We start from the raw sequence: 18550 nt of genomic DNA on the forward strand, positions 1-18550 counted from the left end.
CATCTAGGAGAGCGACTCCGCCGGCTGCGGGGCCGGCCGCGAGGTCTCGGTGAGCGTCGCCACGAAGGCGAGGATCAGCGCGCCGACACCGGTGTCGGCGGCGAGCTTGGCCGCCTTGTCGGGCTTGAGCCAGCGCACCTCGCGCTGACCCTTCTCCAGCCAGTCGTCGAGCTGACGTTCGACCTCGAGACCGTAGACGTCGACCGCCACCGCGGCGACGCGCTTCGGGAAGCTCTTGTCGTACTGGAAGCGGCCGATCGGATCGGTCGTGACGCGGCCGACGAGGCCGGCCTCCTCCATCGCCTCCGTCTCGGCGGCCTCGCAGTCCTTCAGGCCCTTGATCGGCCAGCCCTTGGGCAGGATCCAGCGCCCGCGTTCGCGCGACGTCACCAGCACGACGCGGACGGTCCCGTCGGCGTCGCGCCGCCAGGGCAGGGCGGCGACCTGAAGGAAGGCGGGTGTCTTGGACGGCTTCGCCACGCTCTCTCGTTCCATAGGCTGATTCGTCCCCAGTCTAGGCCGGGTCGGCCGTCACGAACCATGCGAAAGACGTTGGATTCCGACGGTGTTCAACCGCCGGTCTCGTCCGGCACCGGCTGGTCGAGATAGCGCAGCCAGATCGCCTTGTCGCCGAGCCCGGCCACGAAGGCGGCGTGGGCGGCGATCTCCTCGGGCTGGATCCGGGCGGGGAGGGGGACCGGCCGCGGGCCGACGACGGCGCGCGGACGGCCGTCGCTGCGGGTCGGCTCCATGCCGGCGGGGGCGAGACCGAGGTCGGCCTGCCGGCCGCCGTTCAGCTCGATGTAGACCTCGGCGAGCAGTTCGGCGTCGAGCAGCGCGCCGTGCTTGACGCGCTTGGAGGTGTCGATGCCGTAGCGCGAGCACAGCGCGTCGAGGCTGGCCGGCGAACCCGGGTGTTTGCGCCGCGCCATCGCCAGGGTGTCGAGGACGCGCTCGTTGCCGATCGTGGTCCGGCCGGAGCGCTTCAGCTCGAAATTGATGAAGCCCATGTCGAACTGGGCGTTGTGGATCACCAGCCGGGCGTCGCCGACGAAGGCGAGGAACTCGTCGGCGACGTCGTCGAAGCGCGGCTTGTCGGCGAGGAACTCCTCGGACAGGCCGTGGACCTCGAAGGCCTCGCGCGGCATCGACCGCTCGGGGTTGATGTAGACGTGGAAGCTCCGGCCGGTCGGGAACTGATTGTGCAGTTCGACGCCGCCGATCTCGACGAGGCGGTCGCCGGTCTTGGGGTCGAGGCCGGTCGTTTCGGTGTCGAGGACGATCTCGCGCATGGTCGATCCCGCGTCTCCGGCGAGCCCAGCCGCGCCGGCTCCCGATCCCTCGCAGGTGGAGCGGACGGGATCAAGCCGACGGCCCGGTTTTCAACGCCGGAGTTCGGCGAGGAGGGCGTCAACCGCCGTCTCGGCCGCGGCGATCCCGGCGCCGGTGTCGATCACGTGGTCGGCCCGTCGCCGCTTCTCCGCGTCGGGCAGCTGGCGGGCGAGGATCGCCTCGAACTTCTCCGCCGTCATGCCCGGGCGGGCGAGCACGCGGGCGCGCTGGATCTCCGGAGCGGCACCGACCACGAGGACGCGGTCGACGTCGGCCTCGCGGCCGGTCTCGTAGAGGAGGGGGATGTCGAGTACGGCGACGGTGGCACCGGCCGTGCGGGCGTCCTCCAGGAATGCGCGTTCGGCAGCGCGCACGGCCGGGTGGACGATCGCCTCCAGCCGCCGCAGCGCCTCGGCGTCGCCGAGGACCCGCCGGCCGAGCGCGGCGCGGTCGACGGCGCCGTTCACCGTCGTGCCGGGAAAAGCGGCCTCGACCGGCGCGGCGAGCGGGCCGGCGTAGAGCGCATGGACGGTGGCGTCCGCGTCGAAGACGGGTACGCCGCGGGCGCGGAACATCTCGGCCGTCGTCGACTTGCCCATGCCGATCGATCCGGTGAGGCCGAGCACGATCAAAGATCGGCCTCCACCAGGGCGCGCAGCTCCGGCGTCACCGTCGGGCGGACGCCGAACCAGCGCTCGAAGCCCGGCACGGCCTGGTGCAGCAGCATGCCGAGGCCGTCGACCGTGCGCAGGCCGGCCGCCTGCGCCCGCGCCAGGAACGGTGTCTCCAACGGCACGTAGACGATGTCGCAGGCGATCGATTCGGCGGCGCAACGACCGACGTCGAGGTCGACGTCGCCCTCGCCCTTCATGCCGAGCGAGGTGGTGTTGACCAGGAGTCCGGCGTCGGCCACGAATCGATTCGCTTCCGAAAGAAAATGCGCACCGACGTGGCCGGGATAGCGCGCGGCTAGGTCCTCGGCCCGGGCCAGCGTCCGGTTGGCGATCTCGACCCGGAAGCCGCGGCCGACGAGCCCGTCGACCACCGCCTTGGCCGCCCCCCCGGCGCCGAGCACCAAGGCGACGCCGGGATCGGCGTCCCAACCGGGAGCGCGATCGTCGAGGTTGCCGAGGAAGCCGGCGACGTCGGTGTTCCCGGCGCAGAGCACCCCGTCCTCGATCCACAGCGTGTTGGCCGCGCCGAGCCGGGCGGCGACCGGATCGAGGTTGCATGCGTGCGCTGCCGCGACCTCCTTGTAGGGGATCGTGACGTTGGCGCCGACGAGGCCGCTCGCGGCGAAGTCGGCGAAGAAGGCCTCGGCCCGGTCCGGCTCCACGGGGATGCGGTCGTAGGCGCCGTCGATGCCGTGGACGGCAAGCCAGTGGCCGTGGATCAGCGGCGAGCGCGAATGGGTGATCGGCCACCCGACGACACCGGCCTTCCTCATCGCTCGATCACTCCCTGGTCGCGCAGGAACCCGAGCAGCGGCAGCAGCGGCAGGCCGAGCACGGTGAAATGGTCGCCGTCGATCGCCTCGAACAGCTGGATGCCGAAGCCCTCGACCTGATAGGCGCCGACGCTCGACAGCGCGCGCTCGCCGACTACCGCGAGATAGTGACCGACGAAGGCCGGCGTGAAGGCGCGCATGGTGAGCGCCGCGGTCGAGACATGGCGGAACAGCACCGCGCCGTCGCGCACCACCGTCACCGCCGAATGCAGGTGGTGGGTGTTGCCGGCGAGCGCGAGCAGCTGGCGCCGCGCCGCCTCCATGTCGGCCGGCTTGTCGAAGCGGCGGTCGCCGAGCGCGAGGGTCTGGTCGGCGCCGATCACGAGATCGCCGGGTCGGCGCGCCGAGACCTCGCCGGCCTTGACCTCGGCGAGGATCGCCGCGACGTCATCGGCGCCGACACCGGAGCCGGCGATCGAGGCCTCGACGGCGCGCTCGTCGACGTCGGCGGGAACGCGCTCGAACAACAGGCCGGCGGCCGTCAGCATCGACGCCCGCGTGGCGCTGCCGGATGCGAGTACCAGTGCCATTTTCTTCGATGCTCCTCCACGCCCTCGCCGCCGCGTGTGCCCGGCGCGGTTCAGACGAAGCCCGGCCGTGTGCTGCCGACGCCGTAACGGTGTTGGTCCCACAGGGCAAGGATGGCCGCGGCGGTTTCCTCGATCGAGCGGCGGGTGACGTCGATCATCGGCCAGCCGTGTTCGCCGCACAGCCGGCGCGAATAGGCGATCTCCTGGGCGATCGCGGTCTTGTCGACGTAGGGCGTGTCCTGGTCGGCGGCGTTGATCGACAGCAGCCGGTTCTGGCGGATGTGCATGATCCGCTCCGGCGAGGCGATCAGGCCGACCACCAGCGGCCGTTCCGCCTTGAGGAGCCGGTCCGGCACCGGGATACCCGGCACCAGCGGCAGGTTGGTGGTGCGCACACCGCGGTTGGCGAGATAGATGCTGGTCGGCGTCTTGGAGGTGCGGCTGATGCCGACGAGGACGATGTCGGCGTCCTCGATGTTCTCCGGCAGCTGGCCGTCGTCGTGCATCAGCGAGAAGTTCAGCGCGTCGATGCGCTTGAAATAGTCGGCGTCGAGGGCGTGCTGGGCGCCGGCCTTACCCGTCGCCGGCAGGTTCAGGTAGGACCGCATCAGGTCGACCACCGGGTCCAGCACGTTGACGCAGGGCACGTTGGCCTCGCGGCAAGCGGTCTCCAGCCGGTCGGCGATCTCGCGGTCGATCAGCGTGTAGAGCACGATGCCCGGGGCGGCCTCGATGTCGGCGATGACGCGGTCGAGGTGCCGGGGCGAGCGGACCAGCGGATAGACGTGCTCGATCGGGGCGATGTTCTCGTAGCGTGCCGCTGCGGCACGGCCGACGGTGAGCAGCGTCTCGCCGGTGGAATCGGAAACGAGGTGCAGATGGAAGTAGATCTGGCCGCGCTTCATGACGTTCCTTCCCGCGCCCCGCCGGATCCGATCGACCGGCCCGGCACGCCCGAGTGTGCCGCAGACGGCGAGCGAGGGCGAGGGGCGATCGCCGGCCGGAATCATCCTTTGGACTCAATCGGCGACGAGGCTTGTCCACAAAGCCGTCCCGGGCCCGACTCGATTCGGGGACGAACCGACGTCGGCGCGGCCCCTGCCGGAGCGCCCCCGCGCGGCGTCCACCACCGTCCACATCGGGCCCCGACGGGGAAGCCGCCCGGCGGGTCCGTGAATCGTGGGGAACCCCGTCGTCGACGCTTCACGATCCCCTGCCGACCGCCGCCGAATTCACAGATGCGGTTCCGAAACGATCGCGGACTCCGGGCGCAGACGCGGGTTTTCCCCGCGGAAGCCCGTCGTCGCCGTCACGGTCTCCCGACCGGGCAATGCGGCGTCCGCGAATCGGGAGCGATTGTGGAGGGCGGCGGATCCCTGCTATCCAGCGCCTAGAAGAAACAGAAAATCTCTCTTCGAGACTCTTCTCTATTGGAGTGGCGCGGTGGACAGCGGATCGCCCGGAACCCCGACCTCGCAGCCCGGCGCCCGGAAGGTGGTCCGGGTGCTCTCCGGCGAGAGGCTGTGGCCGCCGCCGATCTGGATGATGCGCCAGGCCGGCCGGTACCTGCCCGAGTACCGTGCCACCCGCGCCGAGGCCGGCGGCTTCCTCGAGCTCTGCTACACCCCGCGTCTCGCCACCGAGGTGACGCTGCAGCCGATCCGCCGCTTCGGCTTCGACGCGGCGATCCTGTTCTCCGACATCCTGGTGGTGCCGCAGGCGCTCGGCCAGAAGCTCTGGTTCGCCGAAGGGGAGGGGCCCAGGCTCGAGACCTTCGATCTCGCCGCCCTACCGCTCGTCGATCCCGCGACGGCGATCGGCCGGCTCGCGCCGGTGTTCGAAGCGGTCGCCTCGATCCGCGCCGGGCTTCCCGCGGAGACGACGCTGCTCGGCTTCTGCGGTGCGCCCTGGACGGTGGCGACCTACATGATCGCCGGCCGCGGCACCGACGACCAGGGCCCGGCCCGGCGGGCCGCCCAGACCGATCCGGCGGCGGTGCAGCGGCTGATCGACCTCCTGGTCGAGACCTCGATCGGCTATCTCGCCGCGCAGGTCGAGGCCGGCGCCGACGCGGTGCAGATCTTCGACACCTGGGGCGGCAACCTCGACGACGCCGACTTCGAGCGCTTCGCGGTCGAGCCGGTGCGGCGGATCGTCGAGGGCCTGCGCGGCCGTGGGATCGGCGTGCCGGTGATCGGCTTCCCGAAGGGCGCCGGCGCGCGGCTGCCGGCCTACGTGGCACGGACCGACGTCTCGGCGGTCGGGCTCGATTGGCAGGCCTCGCTCGGCTTCGTGCGCGACCACGTCCAGCCGCTGGCACCGGTGCAGGGCAATCTCGACCCCTTGCGCCTCGTCACCGGCGGGGCCGGTCTCGACGCCGCCATCGACCGCATCCTCGGAACGCTCGGCGCCGGACCGCTGGTGTTCAACCTCGGCCACGGCATCACGCCGGACGGGCGGATCGACAACGTCACGCGCATGATCGAGCGGGTCCGCGGCGCCGGGGAGGTTCGAGACCATGGGTGATCCCTATTCCTGGCTGAAGGTCGGTCACATCGTGTCGGTGGTGGCGTGGATGGCCGCGCTGTTCTACCTGCCGCGGCTCTACGTCTATCACGCCGGCGCCACGCCGGGATCCGAGCTCTCCGAGACGCTGAAGGTGATGGAGCGCCGGCTCTACAAGGCGATCATGACGCCGGCGATGATCTCGACCTGGGTATTTGGCCTCGCCCTGGTCTGGACCCTCGGGGCGTGGACCGAGGGCTGGTTCCACGCCAAGGCGCTGCTCGTGCTGATCCTCAGCGGCTTCCACGGAGCCTGCGGGCGCTGGCAGAAGGACTTCGCCGCCGACGCCAACACGAGACCGCACCGCTTCTACCGGATCGCCAACGAGGTGCCGACGCTGCTCCTGGTCGCGATCGTGATCCTGGTCGTGCTGAAGCCGTTCTGAACGGCCGCGGCCATACGAAATCACCGACTCTTGCCGGCGGGCGACGAAGCCTCTATATGGTCGCTCGTCCAGTAACGCCGCGGGCACGGCGTCCGGCGCTCTCCCCGGGTGCATCGAGACGCCAAGGCGACCGGTCGACCTCCCCGGTCGACGGTCGGAGCGGTCGGGGGCTTTTCCACTCCCCCCCGTCCCTGCCGCCTCCTCGAGAGACCCGCGCGCTTCCGAACTCGCCTTCCCGCCTTCGACGTCGGCCCCGCCCGTCGAGCTTCCGCCGACCTATACCGAGAGTGTCCCCGTCCATGTCGGAGATGAAACTCCAGGACCTCAAGAAGAAGACCCCGACCGAGCTGCTCGCCTTCGCGGAGGAGCTGGAGGTTGAGAACGCCTCGACGATGCGCAAGCAGGAACTGCTGTTCGCCATCCTCAAGCAGCTGGCCGCCAGCGAAGTCGACATCATCGGCGAGGGCGTCGTCGAGGTGCTCCAGGACGGCTTCGGCTTCCTGCGTTCGCCGGACGCCAACTACCTGCCCGGCCCGGACGACATCTACATCTCGCCGTCGCAGATCCGCCGCTTCTCGCTGCGCACCGGCGATACCGTCGAGGGCGAGATCCGCAGTCCCAAGGAAGGCGAGCGCTATTTCGCGCTCCTCAAGGTCAACACCGTCAATTTCGAGGATCCGGAGAAGGCGCGCCACAAGGTGCACTTCGACAACCTCACCCCGCTCTATCCGGACGAGCGCTTCCGCATGGAGGTCGAGGGGCAGCCGGGCAAGGACTTCTCGGCCCGCATCATCGACATCGTCTCGCCGCTCGGCAAGGGCCAGCGCGCGCTGATCGTGGCGCCGCCGCGCACCGGCAAGACGGTGCTGCTGCAGAACATCGCGCACTCGATCACGACGAACCATCCCGAGTGCTACCTGATCGTCCTCCTGATCGACGAGCGCCCGGAAGAGGTGACCGACATGCAGCGCTCCGTGCGCGGCGAGGTGGTTTCCTCCACCTTCGACGAGCCGGCGGTGCGCCACGTCCAGGTCGCCGAGATGGTGATCGAAAAGGCCAAGCGCCTCGTCGAGCACGGCCGCGACGTCGTCATCCTGCTCGATTCGATCACCCGCCTCGGCCGCGCCTACAACACGGTCGTTCCCTCCTCGGGCAAGGTGCTCACCGGCGGCGTCGACGCCAACGCGCTGCAGCGGCCGAAGCGCTTCTTCGGTGCGGCGCGCAACATCGAGCAGGGCGGCTCGCTGACCATCATCGCCACCGCGCTGATCGACACCGGCAGCCGCATGGACGAGGTGATCTTCGAGGAGTTCAAGGGTACCGGCAATTCCGAGGTCATCCTCGACCGCAAGATCTCCGACAAGCGCGTGTTCCCGGCGATCGACATCCAGCGCTCCGGCACCCGCAAGGAGGACCTCCTGGTCCCGCCGGACAAGCTCAAGAAGACCTTCGTGCTGCGCCGCATCCTCAACCCGATGGGCACCACGGACGCGATCGAGTTCCTGCTCGACAAGCTGCGCCAGACCCGCACGAACAGCGATTTCTTCGATTCCATGAACACCTGAGCCGGCCCGGGCCGGATTCACGTGAAACAGTCGAACGGCCGCCGGATCCACTCCGGCGGCCGTTTCTGTTTCACGTGAATCATTTCCCTATCGACGATCGATTCGTCCACGATCCTGATGTGCGATCCGAAGCCGGCGGAATGGTCCGCCGGGACTTGACCGCGCGCGGCTTCCGTCCGACGACGTCGCCGTCCCGCGCCCCTCATCGGAGCTTCCGACATGGACACGATCTTCGCCCTGTCGAGCGGGGCTCTGCCGGCCGGTGTAGCGGTCGTCCGCGTCAGCGGGCCCGTGACCGCCTCGGTCGTCGCGGCGCTGGCGGGCAGTACTCCGGAACCGCGTCGGGCCGTCCTGCGCACTCTACGCCATCCCGACGGCGAGCCGATCGACCGAGGTCTGGTCACCTGGTTTCCCGGGCCCGCGAGCTTCACCGGCGAGGACTGTGCGGAATTCGCGGTCCATGGCGGCCGGGCGGTGGTCGCGGCACTGCTCGCCGCGATCGCGGCGCTGCCGGGCACCCGTCCCGCCGAGGCCGGCGAGTTCACCCGCCGCGCCTTCGAGAACGGCCGCATCGACCTCACCGCCGTCGAAGGCCTCGCGGACCTGATCGCGGCGGAGACCGAGACCCAGCGCCGTCAGGCGCTCCGCCTCGCGGACGGTGCCCTGGCCCGTCGTGCGGAAGGATGGCGATCGGCCCTGATCGACGCGCGGGCGATGCTCGAAGCGGAACTCGACTTCGCCGAGGAGGACGACGTGCCTGATGCGGCCGGCGCATCGGTGGTGACGGAGTCGATTCGGATCCGCGACGACATCGCCGCCGTGCTGGCGACGGCCGCTCTGGGCGAACGGGTCCGCGACGGTTTCGAGGTGGCGCTGATGGGCCCGCCCAACGCCGGCAAGTCGAGCCTCCTCAACGCGCTCGCCGGCCGTCCCGCCGCGATCGTCACGGACATTCCCGGCACGACGCGCGACCCGATCGAGATCCGGCTCGATCTCGATGGCGTCGCCGTGACGCTGGTGGACACCGCCGGCCTGCGCGAGGGCGCCGAGGCGGTCGAGGCGGAAGGCATCCGTCGCGCGCGCGACCGGGGCAGGGCGGCGGATCTGGTGATCTGGCTCGACGAGGACGGGATGGCCGCGCCGGACGATCTCGGTGATGGCATCGAAGTGGTCCCGGTCCGGAGCAAGGGCGATCGATTCGGATCCGATCCGCGGCCACCCGTCCAACGCGGAGACTTTCCGACCGTGGTCTCGGTGGTGACGGGGGAGGGGATCGAAGCGCTGGTGGCGGCGATCGCCGCGCGGGCGGGCGACCGAGCGGGCGGCGAGCCGGCGCTGGTGGCGCACGCCCGTCAGCGCCACCACCTCGCGGAAGCCGTCGCTGCCCTCGCGCCGCTCGGCGACGCACACGCACTCGCGCCGGAGGTGGTTGCGGACATGTTGCGCCGGGCGGGCGATCACCTCGGTCGGCTGACCGGACGGATCGACGTCGAGGACGTGCTCGGTCGGATCTTCTCGACTTTCTGCATCGGCAAGTGACGCTCGGCGGATCGGGAAGCCCGCCGGTCCCGAACGCGGTTGCGGGTCTCCCGGTCACATCGAAACCGAAACGATCCGCCGTACACCGCGTTTCACGTGAAACACTCCACAGGCTGTGGATCGAATCGGAAGCGGTTCGGCCCGGCGTCTTTGACGGATTCGGCCGATTGCCGTAGACACGGAGCGGTCTTCAGCGGATTTCGGGACATGCGGGACGGATACGACGTCATCGTCATCGGCGGCGGTCACGCGGGCGTCGAGGCGGCGCACGCGGCTTGGCGCGTGGGCGCACGCACGGCGCTGGTGACCCACCGCTTCGACACCATCGGCGTGATGTCGTGCAATCCGGCGATCGGCGGCCTCGGCAAGGGTCACCTGGTCCGCGAAGTCGACGCGCTCGACGGCCTGATGGGGCGGGTTGCCGACGCCGCCGGCATCCAGTTCCGTCTCCTCAATCGGCGCAAGGGTCCGGCGGTGCAGGGGCCGCGCGCGCAGGCCGACCGTTCGCTCTACCGCGCCGCCATGCAGTCCGAGATCCGTGCCGCGGTCGGCCTGCAGGTGATCGAGGGCGAGGCCGACGATCTCGAGATCGCCGACGGTCGAGTCGCCGCCGTGACGATGGTCGACGGACGGCGCTTGACCGCCGGCGCCGTGGTGCTGACGACCGGCACCTTCCTGACCGGCCTGATCCACATCGGCGAGCGTCGGATCCCGGCCGGTCGGGTCGGCGAAGCGCCGGCGCTCGGGCTGTCGCGGACGCTGGCGCGGATCGGCGTGGCGCTCGGGCGGTTGAAGACCGGGACGCCGCCGCGGCTCGACGGCCGCACCATCGCCTGGGAGGGGCTCGAGGCCCAGCCCGGCGACGACGATCCGGTACCGTTCTCGACGATGACCACGGCTATCACGACGCCGCAGGTGGCCTGCCACATCACCCGGACCACCGAGGCGACCCACCGGGTCATCCGCGACAACATCCACCGCTCGCCGATGTACTCCGGCCAGATCGAAAGCCGGGGGCCGCGCTATTGCCCGTCGATCGAGGACAAGATCGTCCGTTTCGGCGACCGCGACGGTCACCAGATCTTCCTCGAGCCGGAGGGACTCGACACGGCCGTGGTCTATCCCAACGGCATCTCGACCTCGCTGCCGGAGGACGTGCAGGCCGCGCTGATCGCGTCGATCCCGGGGCTCGAGCAGGCCCGGATCCTTCAGCCGGGCTACGCCATCGAATACGACCACGTCGATCCGCGCGAGCTGGCGCCGACCCTGGAAGTGAAGCGGCTGGCCGGCCTGTTCCTCGCGGGTCAGATCAACGGCACCACCGGTTACGAGGAGGCCGCGGCGCAGGGTGTGCTCGCCGGCCTGAATGCGGCCCGCCGCGCCGGCGGATTGGACACGGTCGTGTTCGACCGGGCGAGCAGCTATCTCGGCGTCATGGTCGACGATCTCGTCACCAAGGGCATCGCCGAGCCCTACCGCATGTTCACCTCGCGGGCGGAGTACCGGCTGACCCTACGTGCCGACAACGCCGACCAGCGTCTGACCGCGCGTGGCGTCGCGCTCGGCGTGGTCGGCCAGGGCCGGGCCGCGTCCTTCGCTGCGAAGGCCGAGGCGTTGGAGGCGGGAAGGGCGCTGCTGCGGGCGAACAGCCTGACCCCGACCGAGGCGGCCCGGCACGGACTCGTCCTCAACCGCGACGGCCAGCGCCGTAGCGCCTACGACCTGCTCGCCCACGCCGACGTCGACATCGCCCGTCTCGCTGGGATCTGGCCCGAGCTCGGCGGCATGGCGCCGACGGTCGCGGCGGCGCTCGAGACCGAGGCGCATTACGCGGTCTACCTGCCGCGCCAGGAGGCCGACATCGCCGCCTTCCGCAAGGACGAGGGCTTGGCGATTCCGGCCGCGTTCGACTATGCCGCCGTCGCCGGACTCTCCAACGAGGTGCGCCAGAAGCTGGAACGGATCCGTCCGGCGACCCTCGGTCAGGCCGGTCGGATCGAGGGCGTCACACCGGCGGCGTTGACGCTGCTGCTGGCGCATCTGAAGCGCGGCCACGGCCGCCCGACCGCGGGGGCGGCGTGATCATGGCAAAGCCGTTGACCGAAGGCCCCGAGGCGGTCGAGGCGGTGTGGCCGCTGACGGCGGCCGCGCGCGAGCGGCTGACGCGCTACGTCGCGCTACTGGCGAGCTGGCAGGCGGCCAAGAATCTCGTCGCGCCGTCGACGCTGCCGGTCGTGTGGTCGCGCCACGTCGCCGACAGCGCGCAGGCCCTCGCCGCTGTTCCGGACGCGAAACGCTGGCTCGACATCGGATCGGGCGCGGGCTTTCCCGGACTCGTCACCGCGAGCCTGCTCGCCGAGACGCCCGGCGCCAAGGTGACCCTGGTCGAGGCCAACGGTCGCAAGGTCGCTTTCCTGCGGACGGTGATTCGCGAGCTCGGGTTGCCGGCGACGGTGCTGGCGGAGCGGATCGAACGGCTCGCCGGGTCCGCGGGCGCCGGTATCGGCCCGGTCGACGCGGTGTCGGCGCGGGCGCTCGCCCCGCTCGGCGCTCTCTATGGCTATGCGGCGCCCTGGCTCACCACGGGTAGTGTGGGTGTTTTCCACAAAGGCCAAGATTTTGGGTCGGAGGTTAACGAGACCTCTCAATCCTGGACCGCCGATCTGGTAGAACGGCAGAGCAGGATCGATCCGGGTGGACGCATCGTCGTGGTTCGCGACCTCAAGCCCCGATGAGCCCTCCGCTCCCAATTCTCCCCGCCCGAGGGGTACACGCGCGATGACAAGCCTTCCCGAACGCCCCCGCGTCCTCGCCCTCGCCAACCAGAAGGGCGGGGTCGGCAAGACGACGACCGCGATCAACCTCGGCACCGCGCTCGCGGCCATCGGCGAGGAGGTGCTGATCGTCGACCTCGACCCGCAGGGCAACGCCTCCACCGGCCTCGGCATCGACCGCCGGTCGCGCTCGATCTCGACCTACGACGTACTCGTCGGCGAGGCCCGGATCGACGACGCCCTGGTCGAAACCGCCGTGCCGCGGCTCACCGTGGCGCCGTCGACGCTCGACAACCTCGGTGTCGAACTCGAGATCGCCGCCGAGAGCGACCGGGCGTTTCGGCTCCGAAACGCCATCGCCGAGCAGGCCCGCATGGCCGCGCGCGACGAGACCGGCAGGCGCAAACGTTTCACCTACGTGCTGATCGACTGCCCGCCGTCGCTCAACCTCCTGACGGTCAACGCCATGACGGCGGCGCACTCGATCCTGGTACCGCTGCAGTGCGAGTTCTTCGCGCTCGAGGGTCTGTCGCAGCTGTTGCAGACGGTCGAGCAGGTCCGCAAGACGCTGAACCCGGCGCTGACCATCCACGGCATCGTGCTCACCATGTACGACAGCCGCAACAACCTGTCGGGACAGGTGGTGCAGGACGTCCGCGCCCACATGGGCGAGAAGGTCTACGACACCATCATCCCGCGCAACGTGCGTGTCTCCGAGGCGCCGTCCTACGGCAAGCCGGCGCTGCTCTACGATCTCAAGTGCACGGGCAGTCAGGCCTACCTGAAGCTTGCCTCCGAGATCATCCAGCGCGAACGGCGTCTGCGCGACGAGGCGGCCTGAGGTCGGGAAGGAAGCGACGAATGAGCAGCGTGACGGACGAGAGCGGGCGGCGGCGGCTCGGCCGCGGACTGGCGGCCCTGATCGGCGACGCGGCCAACGAATTCGAGGTGGTCGAGCGCGTGCGTGGCGTGCGCAAGGTCGCGATCGACATGATCGCGGCCAACCCGCGCAACCCGCGCCGGATCTTCCGCGAGGAGGAGCTCGACGAGCTGGCGTCGTCGATCCGACAGCGTGGCGTGCTGCAGCCGATCGTGGTGCGGCCCGCGCCGAGCGGCGGTCCGGGCTACGAGCTGGTCGCCGGCGAGCGGCGCTGGCGCGCGGCGCAGAAGGCCGGCACGCACGAGATCCCGGTGGTGATCCAGGAGCTCTCCGACAAGGAGGCGCTCGAGATCGCGATCATCGAGAACGTCCAGCGCCAGGACCTCAACCCGCTCGAAGAGGCCTACGGCTACGAGCAGCTGATCAGCGAGTTCGAGTATACCCAGCAGGATCTCGCCCAGGTCATCGGCAAGAGCCGCAGCCACGTCGCCAACACGCTGCGCCTGCTCAAGCTGCCGGAACCGGTGAAGCAGTATCTCAACGACGGTGCGCTGACCGCCGGCCATGCCCGCGCGCTCGTGGTCGCGCCGGATCCCTCGACACTCGCCCGCAAGATCGTCGAGGAGGGGCTGACGGTGCGCTCGGCCGAGGCGCTCGCCCAAGCGGTGGTCGCCGAGCCCAAGGGGCGCGCCAAGACGCCGAAGCCGGAGAAGGACGCCGACACCAAGGCGCTCGAGAAGCAGCTTTCCGACGCCCTCGGCCTCGCGGTGGAGATCTCCCACAAGCCGAGCGGTGCCGGCGAACTGAAGATCCGCTACGCCTCGCTCGACCAGCTCGACGAGATCGTTCGCCGCCTCGCCGGGCATTGAACCGGGCTCCGGGACGCCCCGGAGCCTGGACGGATTCGGATCCGGATCGATTCCGCCCTGAAACGACCATGGACGGCGCCGAAGTCGATTCGGCGCCGTTTTTCTTGTCGGGTCGATGGAGTCGGGGGCGAAACGCCGGCGGCCCTCGTCAGCGGCGCGTCCTGATCGCCTGCTCGGCGACGCGGCCGATGGTGACCAGCGCGTCGGCGACGATCTGGCGGGACAGCGCCGGATTGAGGCGGGCGTCGCGGACGGTGTCGGCGAGCAGCTGTCCGGCCTTCTCGAGCCGGATTGCCGACCACGCGCCGAGCGCCAGGGTCATCTTGTCCTTGCGCTTGTAGAAAACCGGGGGACGCATGCCGTCGACGACGTCGGCGGGACGGCGTCCACCGTCGACGGCGCCGCGGGCCTCGTCGAGGCTCTGGAAGAAGCGCAGCGCGGAAAGGGCGAGGGTGCCAGGATCCATGCCGTCGGTCCAGGCGCGCCCGAGCGCCAGCGACAGGCCGGGAAGGTCGCCGACGGCGGCGGCATCGACCACGTCATCGAAGGCGACCGAGGCGCTGTCGCCGATCGTGGCGGCGACGTCGTCGACGCCGATGCGGCCCTTGCCGTGGGCGTAGAGGCAGAGCTTGCGCACCTCGGCGCGCGAGATCAGACGGTCGCCGCCGAGCTGGGCGACCAGCATGGCGCGGGCGTCGGGCGCGACCGAGAGCCCGGACGCCGCCGCCTCCTCGTCGACGAGCCGGCCGATCGCGGCGGCATCGTCGGCGTAGCAGGGGATGGCATAGGCGCCGCGTTCGCGCTCGAACAGGGTGCGGATCGGATTGGTTTTCTTGAGGTCGCCGGCGTCGAGGACGAAGGTGGTCTCGGGCGGCGGCGACTTGATCAGCGGCGTCAGGATGCCGGCGAGCGAGGGCCGGCTGCCGGCGTCGCGGACCAGGATGGCACGGCGGCCGCCGAACATCGAGACCGCGTAGGCCTCGTCGGGCAGTCGATTCGGATCCGAAGCGACCTGCGCGGCCTCGAGGCGGATCAGCGAGAACGGATCGGCCGGGTCGGCGGCGGCGGCGGCGAGCTTCTCGGCGCGTTCGGCGACGAGCCCGGCGTCGGGCCCGTAGACCAGGTAGAACGAAACCTCGGCCGGCGGGCGGGCGACGACGCGATCGGCGTCCTGGGCCTTGACCGCGACCATGCCGGCCGATCCTCAGTTGGTACCGGCGAGCGCGCCGGCGAGACGGAGGCGGATCTCCTGCGCGATGGTCTTGGCGGCGCGGTCCTCGGCGTCGCGCTGGGCGCGCAGGTTGGCGAAGCGCTGGGACGAGAAGTCGTAGGTGACGGTGTCGTAGGTGGTGCCGTGGGCGACGACGCGACCGGTGACGTTCTCGGTCAGGGTGTAGCTGACGGTGATCGCGACGAGGTTGGAGGTCGGCACCTCCTCGCGCTCCTGGATGTTCAGCTCGGTCTTCTGCTGGGTGACGATGAGCTTCAGCGTGTAGACCGGGTCGGCGAGGGCCGCACCGCCGCGCAGCGCGAAGATCAGCTCGTTCATCAGCGACTGGCCGAAGCGGTCGGTCTGCCGCTCGATCGCGATGCGGCCGAGCGCCTCGACGGTGCCGACCTCGGTCCCGCCGGGCGTGGAGCGCTCGGCGTAGAGCGGGCGGACCTGGCAGCCGCCGAGGAGCGCCGCCCCGGCGAGAGCGAGGGCGGCGAGGGCGGCGCGGCGGGTGCGACGGTCAGGCGACGACATTGACGATCCTCTGCGGCACCACGATCACCTTCTTCGGCGCCTTGCCGTCGAGCGCCTTGACCACCGCGTCGAGCGCCAGCGCCGCGGCTTCCACCGCGGCGGCGTCGGCGGTGCGCGGCACGGTGACGTCCGCGCGCTTCTTGCCGTTGACCTGGACCGGCAGGGTGATCTCGTCCTCGACCAGCAGCGCCCGGTCGGCCACCGGCCAGGACGCGGTGGCGACGAGGCCGTCGTGGCCGATGAGGTTCCAGCACTCCTCGGCGAGATGCGGCGTCATCGGCGCCATCACCTGGACGAGGACGGTCACGGCCTCCTTCAGGGCCGCGGCGGCGGCCGGGTCGGCGGCGATGCCGGCGCGGTCGTTGGCGACGGCGGAGCCGAGCACGTTGACCAGCTCGTAGATCTTGGCGAGCGCCACGTTGAAGCGCAGGCCCTCGAGGTTCTCCTCGACGGCGGCGAGCGCCTTGTGGGCGGCCTTGCGCAGGGCGGTCGAGCGCTCGGTGGCGGGCGCCGTCGCGTCGGGGCCGGCGTCGGCGACGAGGTCGACGGCGTCGCCGACGAGGCGCCAGACGCGCTGCAGGAAGCGCGCGGTGCCCTGGGCGCCGGCGTCGGTCCACTCGACGTCGCGCTCGGGCGGGGAGTCCGACAGCATGAACCAGCGCGCGGTGTCTGCGCCGTAGCTCTCGATGATGTCGTTGGGGTCGACGACGTTCTTCTTCGACTTCGACATCTTCTCGATCGGGCCGATCGTCACCGGCTCGCCGGTGGCGGCGAGCACGGCGCGGCGGCCGCCGGCGTCGACATCGACGCGGACCTCGGCCGGCGACACCCAGGCGCCGTCCGGCGCCTTGTAGGTCTCGTGCACCACCATGCCCTGGGTGAACAGGCCGCGGAACGGCTCGTCGAGGGAGAGATGGCCGGCCTTTTTCATCGCGCGGGTGAAGAAGCGCGAGTAGAGCAGATGCAGGATCGCGTGCTCGATGCCGCCGATGTACTGGTCGACCGGCAGCCAGGCGTCGGCGACCTCGGGGATGGTCGGGGCGTCGGCGTCGGGGGCGGTGAAGCGGGCGAAGTACCAGGAGCTGTCGACGAAGGTGTCCATGGTGTCCGTCTCGCGGCGCGCCGGACGGCCGCAGGTCGGACAGTCGACGTTCCGCCACGTCGGGTGGCGGTCGAGCGGGTTGCCGGGCCGGTCGAACTCGACGTCGTCGGGCAGGGCGACCGGCAGGTCCTTCGCCGGCACCGGCACGACGCCGCAGGACTCGCAGTGGATCACCGGGATCGGGCAGCCCCAGTAGCGCTGGCGCGAGATGCCCCAGTCGCGCAGACGGAAGTTCACCTGACGCTTGGCCTGTGGGGCGCCGTCGATCTCGACCGCCTCGAGCCGGCGGGCGACCTCGTCCTTGGCGGCGGGCACGGCCATGCCGTCGAGGAAGGACGAGTTGAACAGCCGGCCGTCGCCGGTGAAGGCTTCGTCGCCGACCGTGAAGGCGGTGGGATCGGCGCCTTCGGGCAGCACCACCGGGGTGACCGACAGGCCGTACTTGCGGGCGAAGTCGAGGTCGCGCTGGTCGTGGGCCGGGCAGCCGAAGATGGCGCCGGTGCCGTAGTCCATCAGCACGAAGTTGGCGACTTGGACCGGGAAGGCTTCGCCGGTGAACGGGTGGCGCACGGTCAGACCGGTGTCGAAGCCCTTCTTCTCGGCGGTCTCGAGGATCGCCACCGAGGTGCCCATGCGGTGGCATTCCTCGACGAAGGCGGCGAGTTCGGCATTCTCGGCGGCGAGCGCCTTCGTCAACGGATGGTCCGGCGACAGCGCCAGGAAGCTCATGCCGAACAGGGTGTCGGGCCGGGTCGTGAACACCTCGATGGTGCGGGCGCCGCCGGGCGCACCGTTGCCGGCGACCTCGAAGCGCACGCGCAGACCCTCGGACCGGCCGATCCAGTTGCGCTGCATGGTGCGCACCTTCTCGGGCCAGCGGTCGAGACCGTCCAGCGCGCCGAGCAGGTCGTCGGCGAAGTCGGTGATCTTCAGGAACCACTGGGTCAGCTCGCGCTGCTCGACCAGTGCGCCCGAGCGCCAGCCGCGGCCGTCGATGACCTGCTCGTTGGCGAGCACGGTCATGTCGACCGGGTCCCAGTTGACCTTGGACTGGCGGCGATCGACCAGACCGACCGCGAGCATGTCGAGGAACAGCTTCTGCTGGCGCGCGTAGTAGGCGACGTCGCAGGTGGCGAACTCGCGGCTCCAGTCGAGCGACAGGCCCATCGACTGCAACTGGCCGCGCATGGTGGCGATGTTGGCGTAGGTCCAGGCCTTGGGGTGGACCTTGTTCTGCATCGCCGCGTTCTCGGCGGGCATGCCGAAGGCGTCCCAGCCCATGGGGTGCAGGACGTTGAAACCCTTGGCGCGCTTGAAGCGGGCGACGACGTCGCCCATCGAGTAGTTGCGCACGTGGCCGATGTGGATGCGCCCGGACGGGTAGGGGAACATCTCCAGGACGTAGTACTTCGGCCGGGGATCGTCGTTGCGGGTCCGGAAGACCTCGGCCTCGTTCCAGGCCTTCTGCCAACGGGCTTCCGCCTCGCGGGCGTTGTAACGCTCGGTCGCCATGGGTTCCTGATCTTCTGATCCCGATCGCACGGCCGGGGAGGCCGACCGCGGGCGCATCTCGGGGGATTTCTGCTCGGATCGGGACCATCACCAGAAATGGGTGCGGGGGTCAATGGCGAGGGGCGCCGACGCGCCATCGGTGCCGCGTCCGCACGGCCGCGGAGCTCCGCTCCGCCTTGCCGGCCGCCGGGCGACCGTCTACCTAGGTCGGGACATATCCGCCACCCCGCCACGGACGAGACG

The 18550-nt window shown here is 70.4% G+C and carries 17 protein-coding genes; 8 read left to right on the plus strand and 9 right to left on the minus strand.

Going from position 1 to position 18550, the window contains the following annotated elements; translation table 11 throughout:
• Positions 1 to 3: 3 nt before the first annotated feature.
• From EDD54_RS14685 to EDD54_RS14710, 6 genes are all read right to left on the minus strand, one after another.
• Positions 4 to 480: an NUDIX hydrolase gene (locus EDD54_RS14685; RefSeq protein ID WP_245515778.1), complete on the minus strand. Its 477-nt coding sequence runs from the start codon at positions 478 to 480 to the stop codon at positions 4 to 6.
• A gap of 89 nt (positions 481 to 569) precedes the next feature.
• The gene (dnaQ, locus tag EDD54_RS14690; protein WP_126540356.1) at positions 570 to 1292 is read right to left on the minus strand and encodes a DNA polymerase III subunit epsilon; all 723 of its coding nucleotides are present in this window, start codon (positions 1290 to 1292) and stop codon (positions 570 to 572) included.
• Between the two features lie 90 nt (positions 1293 to 1382).
• The gene (coaE, locus tag EDD54_RS23035; RefSeq protein WP_165644317.1) at positions 1383 to 1964 is read right to left on the minus strand and encodes a dephospho-CoA kinase; all 582 of its coding nucleotides are present in this window, start codon (positions 1962 to 1964) and stop codon (positions 1383 to 1385) included.
• On the minus strand, positions 1961 to 2779 hold the full coding sequence (locus tag EDD54_RS14700) for a shikimate dehydrogenase (protein ID WP_126540357.1): 819 nt from the start codon (positions 2777 to 2779) through the stop codon (positions 1961 to 1963). The genes coaE and EDD54_RS14700 overlap by 4 nt, the downstream gene beginning before the upstream one ends.
• Positions 2776 to 3369 carry a Maf-like protein gene (locus EDD54_RS14705; RefSeq protein ID WP_126540358.1) on the minus strand — a complete coding sequence of 198 codons (594 nt, stop codon included), beginning with the start codon at positions 3367 to 3369 and terminating at the stop codon, positions 2776 to 2778. Before EDD54_RS14705 ends, EDD54_RS14700 begins: the two co-directional genes overlap by 4 nt.
• A gap of 50 nt (positions 3370 to 3419) precedes the next feature.
• A complete protein-coding gene (locus tag EDD54_RS14710; protein ID WP_126540359.1) occupies positions 3420 to 4274 on the minus strand; it encodes a pyruvate, water dikinase regulatory protein in 855 nt (284 codons plus the stop codon).
• A 538-nt stretch (positions 4275 to 4812) separates the two neighbouring features.
• Here EDD54_RS14710 and hemE point away from each other — a divergent pair.
• The 8 genes from hemE (at position 4813) to EDD54_RS14750 (ending at position 13946) form a co-directional block, all read left to right on the plus strand.
• Complete coding sequence (gene hemE, locus EDD54_RS14715) at positions 4813 to 5895, plus strand: uroporphyrinogen decarboxylase (RefSeq protein ID WP_126540360.1); 1083 nt, start codon at positions 4813 to 4815, stop codon at positions 5893 to 5895.
• Complete coding sequence (gene hemJ / locus EDD54_RS14720; protein WP_126540361.1) at positions 5888 to 6319, plus strand: protoporphyrinogen oxidase HemJ; 432 nt, start codon at positions 5888 to 5890, stop codon at positions 6317 to 6319. Before hemE ends, hemJ begins: the two co-directional genes overlap by 8 nt.
• Before the next feature lie 299 nt (positions 6320 to 6618).
• Positions 6619 to 7884 (plus strand): transcription termination factor Rho, encoded by a 1266-nt coding sequence (gene rho / locus EDD54_RS14725; protein ID WP_126540362.1) that lies wholly within the window; start codon positions 6619 to 6621, stop codon positions 7882 to 7884.
• Between the two features lie 219 nt (positions 7885 to 8103).
• Positions 8104 to 9423 carry a tRNA uridine-5-carboxymethylaminomethyl(34) synthesis GTPase MnmE gene (mnmE, locus tag EDD54_RS14730; RefSeq protein ID WP_126540363.1) on the plus strand — a complete coding sequence of 440 codons (1320 nt, stop codon included), beginning with the start codon at positions 8104 to 8106 and terminating at the stop codon, positions 9421 to 9423.
• A 207-nt stretch (positions 9424 to 9630) separates the two neighbouring features.
• Positions 9631 to 11505, plus strand: coding sequence for a tRNA uridine-5-carboxymethylaminomethyl(34) synthesis enzyme MnmG (mnmG, locus tag EDD54_RS14735; RefSeq protein WP_126540364.1), 1875 nt, complete (start codon positions 9631 to 9633; stop codon positions 11503 to 11505).
• Positions 11506 to 11507: 2 nt separating this feature from the next.
• A complete protein-coding gene (gene rsmG / locus EDD54_RS14740) occupies positions 11508 to 12158 on the plus strand; it encodes a 16S rRNA (guanine(527)-N(7))-methyltransferase RsmG (RefSeq protein ID WP_126541872.1) in 651 nt (216 codons plus the stop codon).
• Between the two features lie 43 nt (positions 12159 to 12201).
• On the plus strand, positions 12202 to 13038 hold the full coding sequence (locus EDD54_RS14745) for a ParA family protein (protein ID WP_126540365.1): 837 nt from the start codon (positions 12202 to 12204) through the stop codon (positions 13036 to 13038).
• A gap of 20 nt (positions 13039 to 13058) precedes the next feature.
• Positions 13059 to 13946: a ParB/RepB/Spo0J family partition protein gene (locus EDD54_RS14750; RefSeq protein WP_126540366.1), complete on the plus strand. Its 888-nt coding sequence runs from the start codon at positions 13059 to 13061 to the stop codon at positions 13944 to 13946.
• 148 nt (positions 13947 to 14094) lie between these two features.
• Here EDD54_RS14750 and holA read toward each other — a convergent pair whose 3' ends face one another.
• The 3 genes from holA to leuS are packed head-to-tail and all read right to left on the minus strand — an operon-like array spanning position 14095 to position 18307.
• Complete coding sequence (gene holA, locus EDD54_RS14755; RefSeq protein WP_126540367.1) at positions 14095 to 15138, minus strand: DNA polymerase III subunit delta; 1044 nt, start codon at positions 15136 to 15138, stop codon at positions 14095 to 14097.
• Positions 15139 to 15150: 12 nt separating this feature from the next.
• Positions 15151 to 15693, minus strand: a complete 543-nt coding sequence (gene lptE, locus EDD54_RS14760; RefSeq protein ID WP_126540368.1) for an LPS assembly lipoprotein LptE — start codon at positions 15691 to 15693, stop codon at positions 15151 to 15153.
• Positions 15680 to 18307, minus strand: a complete 2628-nt coding sequence (gene leuS / locus EDD54_RS14765) for a leucine--tRNA ligase (protein ID WP_126540369.1) — start codon at positions 18305 to 18307, stop codon at positions 15680 to 15682. Before leuS ends, lptE begins: the two co-directional genes overlap by 14 nt.
• Between the last annotated feature and the right edge of the window lie 243 nt (positions 18308 to 18550).

The organism is Oharaeibacter diazotrophicus (assembly GCF_004362745.1).
Classification (GTDB): domain Bacteria; phylum Pseudomonadota; class Alphaproteobacteria; order Rhizobiales; family Pleomorphomonadaceae; genus Oharaeibacter; species Oharaeibacter diazotrophicus.